This is a genomic window from Pseudomonas sp. GW822-FHT02E03 (genome assembly GCF_058802325.1).
In genome coordinates this window covers 1-13,499 of record NZ_JBXAOA010000001.1, presented here as the reverse complement: position 1 = coordinate 13,499, position 13,499 = coordinate 1, and the positions used below count along the sequence as shown (strand labels likewise).

At 61.0% G+C, this 13,499-nt stretch carries 11 protein-coding genes; 3 read left to right on the top strand and 8 right to left on the bottom strand.

Annotation, left to right across the window (positions count from 1 at the left end; translation table 11 throughout):
* The 4 genes from AC1RQB_RS00055 to AC1RQB_RS00040 form a co-directional block, all read right to left on the bottom strand.
* The gene (locus tag AC1RQB_RS00055; RefSeq protein WP_063343250.1) at nt 1-1,374 is read right to left on the bottom strand and encodes a glutamine synthetase family protein; all 1,374 of its coding nucleotides are present in this window, start codon (nt 1,372-1,374) and stop codon (nt 1-3) included.
* 227 nt (nt 1,375-1,601) lie between these two features.
* Nucleotides 1,602-3,359: an L-lactate permease gene (locus tag AC1RQB_RS00050; protein ID WP_063343251.1), complete on the bottom strand. Its 1,758-nt coding sequence runs from the start codon at nt 3,357-3,359 to the stop codon at nt 1,602-1,604.
* 522 nt (nt 3,360-3,881) lie between these two features.
* Nucleotides 3,882-5,003, bottom strand: coding sequence for a DmpA family aminopeptidase (locus AC1RQB_RS00045; RefSeq protein ID WP_492571586.1), 1,122 nt, complete (start codon nt 5,001-5,003; stop codon nt 3,882-3,884).
* Between the two features lie 161 nt (nt 5,004-5,164).
* On the bottom strand, nt 5,165-6,268 hold the full coding sequence (locus AC1RQB_RS00040; protein ID WP_063343253.1) for a polyamine ABC transporter substrate-binding protein: 1,104 nt from the start codon (nt 6,266-6,268) through the stop codon (nt 5,165-5,167).
* 111 nt (nt 6,269-6,379) lie between these two features.
* Between AC1RQB_RS00040 and AC1RQB_RS00035 the strand changes: the two genes are divergently transcribed.
* Nucleotides 6,380-7,153 (top strand): helix-turn-helix transcriptional regulator, encoded by a 774-nt coding sequence (locus AC1RQB_RS00035; protein ID WP_063343254.1) that lies wholly within the window; start codon nt 6,380-6,382, stop codon nt 7,151-7,153.
* 126 nt (nt 7,154-7,279) lie between these two features.
* Here AC1RQB_RS00035 and AC1RQB_RS00030 read toward each other — a convergent pair whose 3' ends face one another.
* The 4 genes from AC1RQB_RS00030 to AC1RQB_RS00015 all read right to left on the bottom strand — a co-directional run bounded on the left by AC1RQB_RS00030 (nt 7,280) and on the right by AC1RQB_RS00015 (nt 11,857).
* Nucleotides 7,280-8,218, bottom strand: coding sequence for a class I SAM-dependent methyltransferase (locus AC1RQB_RS00030; protein ID WP_063343943.1), 939 nt, complete (start codon nt 8,216-8,218; stop codon nt 7,280-7,282).
* Nucleotides 8,219-8,292: 74 nt separating this feature from the next.
* Entirely contained in the window at nt 8,293-10,656 is a 2,364-nt protein-coding gene (locus AC1RQB_RS00025; RefSeq protein WP_063343255.1) for a TonB-dependent receptor, read from the bottom strand.
* A gap of 138 nt (nt 10,657-10,794) precedes the next feature.
* Nucleotides 10,795-11,331 (bottom strand): FecR family protein, encoded by a 537-nt coding sequence (locus tag AC1RQB_RS00020; protein ID WP_008070713.1) that lies wholly within the window; start codon nt 11,329-11,331, stop codon nt 10,795-10,797.
* Nucleotides 11,324-11,857: a sigma-70 family RNA polymerase sigma factor gene (locus AC1RQB_RS00015; RefSeq protein ID WP_008070710.1), complete on the bottom strand. Its 534-nt coding sequence runs from the start codon at nt 11,855-11,857 to the stop codon at nt 11,324-11,326. Before AC1RQB_RS00015 ends, AC1RQB_RS00020 begins: the two co-directional genes overlap by 8 nt.
* A gap of 418 nt (nt 11,858-12,275) precedes the next feature.
* Here AC1RQB_RS00015 and AC1RQB_RS00010 point away from each other — a divergent pair, with 418 nt between their 5' ends.
* Both AC1RQB_RS00010 and AC1RQB_RS00005 read left to right on the top strand, forming a co-directional pair.
* A complete protein-coding gene (locus AC1RQB_RS00010) occupies nt 12,276-12,683 on the top strand; it encodes a response regulator (RefSeq protein ID WP_063343256.1) in 408 nt (135 codons plus the stop codon).
* A 75-nt stretch (nt 12,684-12,758) separates the two neighbouring features.
* Nucleotides 12,759-13,427, top strand: a complete 669-nt coding sequence (locus AC1RQB_RS00005; protein WP_063343257.1) for an HAD-IA family hydrolase — start codon at nt 12,759-12,761, stop codon at nt 13,425-13,427.
* Nucleotides 13,428-13,499: the final 72 nt, after the last annotated feature.

The following is a 13,499-nucleotide window of genomic DNA, read 5'->3' as shown; positions in this document are numbered from 1 at the left end:
TCAATAGCGCTCGAAGCCGCGCTGCAGTTCCCAGTCGGTGATGCGCCGGTCGTACTCTTTCTGTTCCCACTCGGCGGTGTGCACGTAGTGGTCGATCACTTCATCACCGAATGCCTCGCGCAACATGCTCGACGCCTTGAGTGCGGCGCAGGCCTCGCGCAGGGTTTTCGACACTTCAGGCAAGTGCTCGTCGACGTAGGCATCGCCCTCGAAGGGCGGCGTGAGGCTGAGTTTTTCGTCGATACCGGCCAGCCCCGCGGCGATCAAGGCAGCGAAGGCCAGATAGGGGTTGAGGTCGGCGCCACCGATGCGGCATTCGATGCGGATGGCCTTGCTGCCTTCCGCGCACAAACGAAAGCCTGCGGTGCGATTGTCTCGACTCCATACGGCCCGCGTAGGCGCGAAAGTGCCGGCCTGGAAGCGCTTGTACGAATTGATGTAGGGCGCCAGAAAACAGGTGATGTCGTTGGCGTATTTGAGCTGCCCGGCCACCCAGGAACGCATCAGTTTCGACATGCCAAACTCAGCCTTGGGGTCGAAGAACAGCGATTTTTTGCCATTCTTGTCCCACAGCGAATTGTGCACATGGCTGCTGGAACCGGCGGCGTCATAGCGCCACTTGGCCATGAACGTGATCGCCTTGCCCTGCAGTTGCGCAATCTCCTTGCAGGCGTGCTTGATGATCACGTGGTGGTCGGCCATGGTCAGGGCATCGGCATAACGGATGTTGATCTCTTCCTGCCCCGGCCCCCATTCACCCTTGGAGTTTTCCACGGGAATGCCGCAGGCCTGCAGATGCTTGCGAATCGCCCGCAGTACCGGCTCTTCGCGGGTGGTCTGCAGGATGTTGTAATCCTCGATGTAATGGCCGGCGGTCTTCGGCTTGTGGTAGTTGCGCTCGTGGATCGCCTCATAGCTCTCGTCGAACAGATAGAACTCCAGCTCCGAGGCGAACATGCCGGTATAGCCACGCTCGCGCAGGCGCTCGACCTGCTTTTTCAGAATCGCCCGCGGGCTGTGCGGCAGATCGCGCCGGTGGTGATGATCGAGCACGTCGCAGAGCACCAGCGCCGTACATTCCAGCCAGGGCACGCGACGCAAGGTGGCCATGTCGGGTTTCAGGACAAAGTCGCCATAGCCTTTGCTCCAGCTGGCCGCGGCGTAACCCGGCACCGGTTCCATGTCGATGTCGTCAGCCAGCAGGTAATTGCAGCAGTGGGTTTCTTCATGGCCGCTGTCGATGAAAAACTCGACCTGGAATCGTTTGCCGACCAGTCGTCCTTGCATGTCGACCATGCAGACCAACACGGTATCGATCTCGCCGGAGGCAGCGGCGCGCTTGAGTGCATCAAAGCTGAGGAGGGGCTCGGTCATCACGTCAGTCCTGCGTGAAAAGTTTCGGCCTGTCTGAAGTAGCTGTTGCAGACGCTCTCCAGAAAAAACCAAAACCTGCAGAATCGAGCATCGTGAGCAATGAGCTGCTGAAAGCTTAGCCTACTGTTGCCATGCGCAAGTTTCGGCCTGATGTAAACGGCGGTGATCTGGCTTGAGCCATGGCCCGGGTTGCGATACCGGGCCATGGTCAACAGCGGTCGCCTCGGTTAATTCCCGCCCACCACCATATGGCTGAACGGCGCCACATACGCCTGCAACGTCACCAGCCCGCCGACCAGAATCGCCAGCACCACGGAGTGGAAAAACACGTAGCGCAGGATTTCCCCTTCATGGCCGTACCAGCGGGTGGCGGTGGACGCGACCACGATCGACTGGGCGTCGACCATCTTGCCCATGACCCCGCCGGAGCTGTTGGCCGCGGCCATCAATACCGGGCTCAGGCCCAGTTGCTCGGCCGTTACCCGTTGCAAGCCGCCGAACAGCACGTTGGAGGCCGTGTCCGAACCGGTCAGGGCAACGCCCAGCCAGCCGAGCAACGTGCCGAACATGGGGTAGAAAATGCCCGTTGCGGCGAAGGCCAGCCCCATCGTGGCGTCGAGGCCCGAGTAGCGGGTCAGGAAGCCCAGGGCAAGCATGGCCACTATGGTGATGAGCGAGTAACGCACCACCCACAGCGTTCGCAGGTAATGGTGCAGCAGCTGCGGGATGGAATAGCCCATCAGCAGCCCGCCAAGGAGTGCCGCCAGCAAGATGCCGCTGCCGGTGCTGGTGAACCAGTTGAACTTGTAGATAGCGTCCTCGGTTTTAGCCACGGGCACCACGGGCGGGACCTTCTCGATCTGTTGGTGAATGGTGGTGAAGGTCAAGGTAGGGGCAAAGATCGGGTTCGCCTCGCGCATCGGCTTGCCTTGGGGATCGAGCTTGGCCGAGTGGGTTTGCGGATCCATGACCGGGCGGGTATCGAACAGGTTTTTGAAGCTCTGGGTGCCCCAGGCAAACACGAAGACCGTGAGGATGATCCATGGCATCCACGCCCGCATTACGGCAGGTTTGGCGTCGCTGGCAAAGGTCGCGCTGGGTTCCTCGTCCGGGTCAACATCCACCCTGGAGTTGTCGGCGCGCCCCGACAAAGCGGCGGAGGTGTGCACAGTGGCTGGCTTCCAGACCTTGAGGAAACCGGTCAGGCAGGCCATGGAAATCAGCGCGGCGATCACATCCACCAGCATCGGCCCGTGGTAGTTGGACACGAGGAATTGCGGTACAGCGAAGCTGACCCCGGCGATCAGGATCGCCGGCCAGATTTCCAGCATCTTGCGCCAGCCGGCGAAGGCCCAGATCAGCCAGAACGGCACGATCACCGAGAAAAATGGCAGTTGCCGGCCGACCATCATCGACAACTCCATTTCATCCAGCCCGGTCACTTTGGCCAGGGTGATGATGGGCGTGCCCAGAGCGCCGAATGCCACGGGTGCAGTATTGGCGATCAATGCCAGGCCAGACGCGGCCAGGGGCGAAAAGCCCAACCCGATCAGAATGGCCCCGGTCACCGCCACGGGGGTGCCGAAACCGGCGGCTCCTTCGAAGAAAGCGCCGAAGCAGAAGGCAATCAGCAGCAGTTGCAGACGTCGATCGTCAGTGATGCGCGCCAGGGAGTCCTGCAGCACTTTGAACGAACCGTTCTCGGTCGTCAGCCGGTGCAGGAAGATGATGTTGAGCACGATCCAGCCAATCGGCAGCAGACCGTTGGCGGCGCCGTAAAGCGCGGCCGAGCCCGCCATGTTCGCCGGCATGCCGAAGGCAAAAATCGCAATCAACAAGGCCGAGCCCAGGGCCAACAACGCCGCCAGGTGCGCCTTGATGTGGAAAAACGCCAGGGAGGCCAGCATCACCACCACCGGCACCGCCGCCATGATGGTTGATAGCATCGGGTTATCGAAAGGGTCGTAGATTTGCTGCCAGACCATGTTCCACCTCTGCTTTTATTGTTGGTAGCGCAGACCCCCGTGGGGGAAGGTGGTTTGGAGTATAGGTGGCATTACGCTGCTGTCCTGGCGGGGGGGCAGTCTGAACGGGCTGTTTTGCAGTCGGCTTGAGTCAGAGAAATCTGTGGCGAGGGAGCTTGCTCCCGCTTGAGTGCGTAGCACTCACAAAAATCGGCGATTGTTATCAGATTTTGGGACCGCTACGCAGCCCAACGCGAGCAAGCTCGCTCGCCACAAAGGTAGGCATGACTGATGAGCGAGCTTTAAGTGAGCAGCATTGCGGTCAGATGCCGGGCTTTAGGGGGGCTGGAGTTTTTACAGACAAAAAAAAGAGCCTCAAAGCTCTTTGATGGGGAGGAAGTAGAGCCCAGAGGCTCAAGATGCGCATGAAACAAGTGGTGAGCTTATTGGGGTTCAGTTCACTCACCACCTACGCAACGGCTTAAACCTCCAACCGCTACGTATCAACATCGTAAGAAGCCGGGGGCTGGCACTCAAGTACCATTAGTCTAATCCCCCCGGCCAGCCTGCCTGACGCAGTGCTTTGAGCAAGGTGTTGGCATCCAGGCCCGGCACCGTATGGCCGTTGCCTTCGGTGGTGTTCGCGGCCAGCAGGGCGTTGATGATGGCTTCTTCCACGGCTTCGGTGGCGGCCAGGAACAGCTCGCTGATGTGGTCGTTGTTGACCATTCTCAGGTGGTCGCAGGTGGGCGCGCCTTTGCCTTCATAGGCGGCCGGCGGCACGTGCTGATTGCCGGTGGCGAAGGCGACGAAAATGTCGCCGCTGTGGTCTTCATTGCCGCCACCGGTGCGGGCCAGGCCGAGGCTGGCACGTTGCGCGAGGCGCGTGCATTGGTGTGGCAAAAGAGGCGCGTCGGTGGCCAGGCAGACGACGATGGAGCCCATGCCCGGATGGGGCAGGGAGGCTTTGAGGAAGGGCGAGTCGACCTGCTCCATGTAACGCCCCACGGGGTAGCCGTCGACGCGTAATTCGTGACGAATGCCGTGGTTGGCCTGGACGATTGCGCCGACGGTCCAGCCTCCTTGAGCGCTATTCAGCCGTCGCGAGGCGGTGCCGATCCCGCCCTTGAATTCATGACAGATCATCCCGCTGCCACCGCCCACCGCGCCTTCGATGACCGGGCCGCCGACGGCTGCGCGCAGAGCTTCGGCCACATGTTCCGGACGTACATGAAAACCGTTGATGTCATTGAGCAAGCCGTCGAACGTTTCCAGCACCACGGGCATGTTCCAGTAAAGGCGCCCATCGTCGGGTTGCTCCTGACGATCCAAAACGATCAGCGCGTCGCGCACGATGCCCAGGCTATGGGTGTTGGTGAAGGCAATCGGGCTGGTCAGCAGGCCGGCCTCGCGCATCCACTCAAGCCCCGTGGCATCGCCGTTACCGTTGAGCACATGGACGCCGGCAAAGCATGGTTGTTGATTGGCGGAACCGGCACGGGGCTCGATCAGCGTGACACCGGTGTAGATGTCGCGGCCGCTGGCGGTTTGTCCTCGCACATTGCTGTGGCCGACCCGTACACCGGGCACATCGGTGATGGCGTTGAGGGGGCCGGGTTGCAGTTGGCCGAACTGAATGTTCAGGTCGCGGGCTCGTGGTTTCATCGTTTCTCTCATCTTCAATTTAAAAAAGGGGGCTTATTGGCCCGAAGGTAAGAATCCTGTGGGGGCGGGCTTGCTCGCGAAAGCGGTGTGTCAGACGACATCAATGTTGACTGTGCCGCCGCCTTCGCGAGCAAGCCCGCTCCCACATGGATTGCGTAGGATCACTGACCGTTTTTCACGGCGCTCCAGACGCGAGTGCGGACGCGCTCGGTCGCCTTGGGCAGCGGTTCAAGGGTGAACAGCTTGGCCAAGGCCTCGGTCGGCGGGTAAATGGCAGGGTTGTTGCGAGTCGCCTCGGCCACCAGGCGGGTCGCGCTGCGATTGCCGTTGGGGTAGGACAGATGGTCCGTGACCGGGGCGATGACTTCGGGGCGCATCAAGTAGTCGATGAACGCCAGGCCTTGCTGCGGATGCGGCGCGTCCTTGAGCAGCACCAAGGTGTCGAACCACACCGGCGCCCCTTCCTTCGGCAGGCTGTAGGCGATCTTCACGCCATTGCCTGCCTGCTCGGCGTTGGTCTTGGCTTCCAGCATCGCGCCGGACCAACCCACCGCCACGCAGATGTTGCCGTTGGCCAGGTCGCTGATGAATTTTGAAGAATTGAAGTAGGCAATGTGCGGGCGCAGCTTGAGCAGTAGCGCCTGGACTTTCTTGTAGTCCTCGGGGTTGGTGCTATTGGGTGGCAGGCCCAGGTAATGCAGCGCGACCGGCAGCATCTCCGAAGGCGAGTCGAGCATCGCCACGCCGCACTCGCCGAGCTTGGCCAGGTTCGCTTCGTTGAACACCAGCTCCCAGGAGTCCACCGGCGCCTTGTCGCCCAACGCGGAGCGGACCTTGTCGACGTTGTAGCCGATGCCGTTGGTGCCCCACAGATACGGCACAGCGTACTGGTTACCCGGATCGTTGTTGGCCAGTTTCGCCAGCAGCGCGGTATCCATGTTTTTGTAGTCAGGCATTTGCGCGCGGGGCAGTGGTGCAAGTGCCCCGGCCTTGATTAGCGTCGGCAGACTGAAGTTGCTGGCCACCACCACGTCGTAGCCGCTGCGGCTGGTCAGCAGTTTGCCTTCCAGGACTTCGGCGCTGTCGAAGGTGTCGTAAACCGGCTGGATCCCGGTGTCGCGCTTGAAATCCTGCAAGGTGTTGGGGCCGATGTAGTCGTACCAGTTGTAGACGTTCACGGTGGGGGCGTCAGCGGCGACCGCCGAGAGCGAAGCGCACAAACAGGCGCCCAGTCCCAGGTTGATATGCGAGCGATGACAACTCATGATGCGGCACTCCTGGCCTGCTGCAGGCCGGTGATGATCAGGTGCTTGCAGCGTATCGGCAGGCGGGGGACTCACCCATTCCCATCATGGGTTACTCGAAAGGGGTAGGGCGTGGACACGTTGCTCAAAGAATTGCCGGTGCACCAAGGGTTGGCGCGGGTCTTTGCGGCGCTGGGTCAGGACGGGTTCTGGCGTGCGCTGGTGGACACGCTACGGCTATTGGTGCCACTGGATAACGCGTTGGTCGCGGTAATGCGATCGGGGCGAGTGCCACGGCTGCTGATTGATTTTGACTCCAAGGGCGGCGCCGACGAGCATGAAGAACTGGCGGACTACAGCGCCGGCATGTACCTGCTCGACCCGTTCTACCAGGCCGCTTGCGCCGGTATTGCCGATGGCTTGCACAGCCTGGCCGCCGTGGCTCCCGACCAGTTTCAGCAGAGCGAGTATTACCTGAGCTACTTCCGCTCGGTGGTGGGTCGCGACGAGTTGCAGTTCATGGTCAACGTCGACGGCGCGGTGCTCGGTTTATCGTTGGGCCGCTCGACGACGTTCACCCTTGAAGAGCAGGGCCGTCTGCTGTGTGTGCGCGATTGGGTGCTGGCGGCCATGCGCCGTCACCTGCAACTGATGCCCCCGGAAGGGCCGACCGCCGAGGCCGTGGCCGGCGATCTGGCGACCCTGCTGGATCGCTTCGATGCGCGTTTGTCGGTGCGCGAAGTCGAGACGGCGCGGCTGATTCTCCAGGGCTTCTCCAGCAAAGCCATCGCCCAGCAACTGGGTATTTCCCCGGAAACGGTGAAGGTGCATCGGCGCAATCTCTATCACAAGCTTAATGTGAATGGGCATGGGGAGCTGTTTGCGCTGGTGTTGCAGCCGCGTTGAATCAACATCAAAAGATCGCAGGCTTCGCCAGCTCCTACATTGACCGTATGCAACCTCAATGTAATGGGTGTACCCAACCCCCGTAGGAGCTGGCGAAGGCTGCGATCTTTTGATCTTTTGATCGAACTACCCCTGCCTGAACACCAACGCCTTCAACCCGCATTCGACATCGGCATCCGGAAACTCCGGCGGATTCTCCAGCCGCTGCTCAAACCGCAAGCTCGGCGCTTCGCGGGTGACGCCATCGATGAGAAAGTCCGCACCGAACGCCGGATCGTTCATACAAGCCAGCACCGTGCCCTGAGGGCTGAGCAATTCTGGCAGGCGGCGCAGCACGCGCTGGTAATCCTTGGTCAGCAGAAAACTGCCTTTCTGAAAGGACGGCGGGTCGATGATCACCAGGTCATATGGGCCCTTGCCGATCACCTTGCCCCAGGATTTGAACAGATCGTGGCCGAGAAAACTCACCTTGCTCAGGTCATGCCCGTTGAGCCGGTGATTGTCGCGGCCACGGCTCAGGGCCGGGCTGGACATGTCCAGATTGACCACATGCGTAGCGCCCCCCTCGATGGCGGCTACCGAGAAGCCGCAGGTGTAGGCGAACAGATTCAACACGCGTTTGCCCTGAGCATTGGCCCGCACCCAATCGCGGCCGTAGCGCATGTCGAGGAACAGGCCGGTGTTCTGTTTGCGGCCCAGGTCCACGCGATAATGCAGGCCGCCCTCGGTGATTGTCATCTCGTCGATCGGCTCCCCGAGCAGCCATTCGGTGGTGCTTTGCAGCAAATAGCGATGTTGCAGCAGCAAGGTGTGCGCGCCGGATTGTTTCCACTCCGGCACCTGAGTGATCTCCATCAGCAAGCGCTTCAGCTCCTCCAGTTGCGCAGGGTCTGGTTCCTTGAACAGCGAGACCAGCACCACGCCCTGCAGCCAGTCGACAGTCAATTGCTCCAGCCCCGGCCAGCAACGGCCACGGCCGTGGAACAGCCGACGGGTTTCTGCGGGCGCAGCCGCAAGCGCTGTCAGCAAATGGTCGTGGAGGACGGAGAGGGCATCTGGGTTCATCGGGAAAAGTCGGCCGTGCATAGGGGGGCGGCATTTTAACCACAATTCGCCCCCCACGAACGAACAGCGCGCGTTTACCAATCCACCGAATAACTGACCGCCAATCGACGCCCTTCGGCATGAGGGTAAGGCGCGGCCGCATTGGCCTGCATGTAGAGCGTTTCGTAGTTGCGATCGCTCAAGTTATAGACGCCCATGTCCAGTTTGCCCACCGGCAATTCCACGCCGGCCAGCAGGTCGACCGTGGTATAGCCTTCGATTTTACGGCCGTTTCCATCCTTGAAGCCGGCGTCGTAGCTGTCCAGACGCATAGCCTGCAACCGCAGGTTGTAGTCTTCTTGCTCATAGGCAACGAAGGCGGTGGTTTTAGCCGGTGAGATGCGCGTGGCCGGCAGGTCGAGCCATTCGCCGTTCTGACGGGTTTCACCTTTGGTCCAGGCGTAGGTTCCACCCAGCGACCAGGCTTGATCGAGGTGATAAGTCAGGCTGGTCTCGACACCGCGCACGCGTTCTTTCTGATCGATCAGCCGTTGCGCACGGGTGACGGAGTCGTAGTATTGCGTCACGTCCGAGCGGTTCTCGAACAGGGTGACGTTGGCCTGCAACGATTCCCAGTCACCGCGCCAGCCGAGTTCGTAACTGTCGACCTTGATCGCCTGAGCGTTGAGATCCTGGATGTTGTAACTGCCGCGCACATCACGCAAGAAGCGCTGCACATCGGGCAGCGAGAAACCCTGGCTGAAGTTGACAAACACATCCTGCTCACTGCTGATGTGGTAGACCGCACCGAGGTTGTAGAGGGTGTCTTCGTACTTCAGCGTGCCGCCGGGCAACACCTCGGTCACGCCTGCTTGCCAGATGCCACCGAAGGCGATGCTGTCGGCAACATCGCTGTGAATCCACTCGTGCCGCGCACCGCCGCGCAGGGTCCAGTCGCCGATGTCCCAGCTCGATTGAGCGAAGAGCGCCGTGGTGTTGGTTTCAATGTCCGGGCCGAAGGCGTAGCGCTGGCCTGTCGGCGTGTAGGCCAAGCCGTCGACGCGATAACGGTCGCCCTGCTGGCTGATTTGTTCGTTCTCGAAGTCGGCGCCCCAGACCAGGTTGCCGGTGGCGCTGCCAATCGAGGGCAGGGTGCTTTCCACGGCGGTACGCAGGCCATAGACCTCGGCTTCGCTCTCGGAAGCCACGACCCCGGCGTTGGCACCCCAGTTGTAGGGGAAGAACCGCGCCTGCTGTTTGCGCCAGTAGCTTTCCACCATCAAGTGCTGGCCGAACAGATCGCGATCGCTGTAATTGAAGTTCACCGCCTGGTTATGGGTGAACGGCTGGTCGCTCAACTGCAACCCTTTGATCGCCACCGACTCGCCATTGCGAGAGCCGGCCACATAGCCGGTGTCCTGTTTGTCCTCATACTCCTGCAGGGACAGGCTCAGGCGTCGATCGTCATCCAGATCGAAGCCGAATTTGGCGTGCAGGTCATGGCTCTCGGTGTCCATGTTGCTGCCCTGAAACGCTTCCTGGGCGATGCGGTTGCCGTTGCCGTCGAACTGGTCGTTGCGTTGCAACAGGTCGGCGGATACGTACCAGTCGAAGGCGTTCTGGCGTCCGGTCACGCTCTGGAACACTTCGTAGGCAAAACCTTTGCGATTGAGGTTGTCGGCGGTGCTGAGCCCTACGCGGCTGCTCATCGCCAGGGATTGCCCCTCGTTACGCTTGGTGATGACGTTGATGATGCCGCCCGAGGCGCCTGCGCCGTAGAGGCTGCTGGCACCGGAGACCACCTCGATGCGTTCGATACTCGACGGCGCGATGCTGTTGAGCTGGCGTGAAACGTCGCGACTGGCGTTCTGCGACACACCATCGATCAGCACCAGCACGTTACGCCCGCGAATGGTCTGGCCGTAGTTGCTCATGGTGCCGGAGGAGGGCGCCAGACCGGGCACCAGCGTGCCGAGAATATCGGCCACCTTGCGCCCGGCAGCGGATTGTTGCGCGATCTCCTTTGCCTGAATCAACTGCACGGTGCCGGGAATCGAGGCGATGCTGGCCTCGCTGCGTGTGGCGGATACCACGGTGTCGGACAGTGACAGCGAGCCGCTGCCCAGTTCCAGCGGTGCCGGAGCCGGTTGTAGCGTGACGCTGTTTTTTCCGCTGAAGCGCCATTGCAGGCCACTGTCGCGCAGCAGGCTATTGAGTGCCTGTTCGGTGCTGTAATCGCCCTTGAGCGACGGCGCCGTTTTGCCACGCAACAGCGCCGCGTCGACGCCGATGGATAGCCCGGTCTGCGTGGCCAGTGCCGTCAGTGCCGTGTCCAGCGGCTGGCTCCCCAGTTCGAAGTGATAAGTGTCTGTCGCAGAGTCGGCTAAGGCTGGTACAGCGCAGCTCAAGGCAAGTGCCAGAGCGCTCAGGCGAAAGAGGGAGAAGGTCTGGTGGGTCATTGTTGTTGCTCATGGAATCGACTGTATTAACTCCAATGACCGGGCTGAAATGAAATCGGGCAGTTGTCTTGAAGATTTTTTTTGGGAGCGCCGCCGTTTGCTCGGGTGTCCCCCTACAAAAGACGATCGTGCTCAGGGTCAGCGCCGCCGCACCTGCACCACGTATTTGCTGTAAGTCTCGATATGAATCGGCAACGCCGCCTGCAACAAGGCCAGTGCGGCATCGCTGTCTTGCGCGGGCAGCACGCCGGTAAAGCGCAGGGTTTGCAGTTGCGCATCCGACGCCCAGATAACTCCCCGACGATGCTGATCAATTTCGGCCAGTACTTCGGGCAGTGGCCTGTCGTGGAAAATCAGCCGGGCGGGGGTCGAAGCGATCGTCTGCGTGGAGGGCGCCATCCAGTTTTGCACGGGCAGCCACTGGCCGACGGCGATCGCCACCGGTAACACCAGAGCTGCGCCCATCAGGCGGGCACGACGGGGCCGGGCTTTCGGTGGTGGAGAGAAGGATTGCCAAAGCTGCTGAAGTTGTTCGAACAGTTGCGCATGGCGCACATCTGCAGCGTGCCAGGCGTTGAATTCGGCCAGAACTTCAGGTGAGGGCACCTCGTCCAGACGCACCAGCCAATGGGCCGCCTGCTCGCGGATCTGATCCTGGGTGAGGATTTCAGTCATCGCTCAACCCCTCGGGCAAGGCGTCGAACAAACGGGCATGGCAGTGTGCGAGCGACTTCGCCAGGTACTGCTTGACGCTGCTTTCGGAGACCTGAAGGTGTCTGGCAATTTCGGCATAGGAACAGCCATCGACACGCGCCATCAGAAAAGCCTTGCGCGGTTTCTCGTCCAGCTCTTCGAGCAATAGCAACAGCACTTTGCCGAGCAATTGGCGCACGGCAATGATCTGTTCCGGGCCTTGTTGGGCCTGCTGATCGAGCAGAACGACCATACTGCGCAGGGTCTCTTCCTCGACCCGGCGCCGATGATACTGATTGATCAGCAGACGATTGGCTGCCACCAGCAAATAGGCCCGTGGTTCCTGCAATGTCGGCAAAGTGTCCAGGCCCAGCAGTTTGACGAAGGTGTCATGGGCCATGTCGGCCGCATTGTCAGGACAGCCGAGCTTTTTGCGCAGCCAGCCGAACAGCCAGCCGTGATGCCCACGGTAAAGCTCGGAAAGGGACGAAGCGGACTGACCCGACACGACGAAACCTCGAACGAAGATAATTCGCAAATGGGAAGCTGTTGCAATTGCGAATGCTGTCATGTTGCTGCGCGACGTTCAAGTCTGATGCGAGAACATGAGCCAGACGCGATGAAACCGGCATCAAAACCGACTCATTCTGTCTGGCAAAGCCTGCGTTCGGCTGTAGCAGCTGTCGAGCCTGCGAAGCCTGCGTTCGGCTGCGCAGCAGTCGTCAAACCAGAGGACCGCATCAGCCGGCCTGACGACTGCTTCGCAGCCGAACGCAGGCTTCGCCAGCTGCTACAAAGAATGCGCTCCAGCTGATTTCGTCGTCCGGCTGTATCAAAAATGAATTTCCACGAAGTCCGCTGCTCATACCTGTAGGTGGCGGATTTGAACCTGCGAACTTTTTACACAATCAGGGAGTGGCACAATCATGGGTCCAGTATCAACGGCGGGCGCACACTTGTCTGACGGTTTGATTCTTGTGGTGGAGGACGACCCGTTGATTCTGGAGTTTCTTTGCGAAATTCTTCAGGAGGAGGGCTTTGCGGTTGAACCACAGATCAGCGCGGACGCCGCGTCGCAGTTTCTGGAGCAGCACGCGCCGGAGGTAGGACTGTTGCTGACGGACATCACCATGCCGGGCAAACTCAATGGCGCGGACCTGGCCAATCAGTTCGGCGACCGTTGGCCAGACAAGCCAATCATGATCATGTCCGGCTTCGAAACCCCGAAAAGTTCGGGGGTCAAGCATCGGGTTGCGTTCATCAAGAAACCTTGGGCGGTGGGGCAGTTGCTCGATTGTGTGCAAAACGCCTTGCATTCGAACCGGACCGTGTAGGCGCAGCCTGCGGCAGCTCCTGCGTGGGTGATGTACATTGCCTGACAACATTCGCCTGGTTCTGGAAATCGCCCTTTGTCCGTTCAAGCATCCGTGTTCAACACGTCGTACCGCGCCTTTCTGTTCGATATGGACGGAACTGTCCTCAATTCCATCGCTGCCGCCGAGCGGATCTGGACCACTTGGGCCCTGCGCCACGGGGTCGATGTCGATACCTTCCTGCCAACCATCCACGGCGTACGCGCCATCGACACTATCACTCGTCTGGCCTTGCCCGGGGTGGATGCTGAAGCTGAAGCCGCGTGGATCACCGAAGCGGAAATCGAGGATGTGGAAGGGATTGTCGAGGTGGCTGGCGCAGCGAGTTTCCTCAAGTCGCTGCCCGCCAATCAATGGGCCATCGTCACCTCCGCACCACGGGCGCTGGCCCTGCGCCGAATGGCGGCGGCAGGCATTCCCGAGCCTTTGGTAATGGTCACCGCCGAAGATGTCAGCGCCGGCAAACCCGACCCTGCGGGCTATCGATTGGCCGCTCGTCGGCTAGGGGTCGAGCCCACCGAGTGCCTGATCTTCGAAGATGCCGCCGTGGGGATTCGTGCGGGCGAAGCGGCGGGTGCCCACGTCATGGTCATCACCGCGACACACGTTCATCCGCTCCAGACCCCGCATGCCACTTTGGCCGGTTATGACTCGGTCGAGGCGCGAGTGGATCTCCACAGCCAGATCAGCCTGTACACACTTTAATGTGGGAGCGGGGGGGGGGGGGGGGGGGGGGGGGGGGGGGGGGGGGGGGGGGGGGGGGGGGGGGGGGGGGGG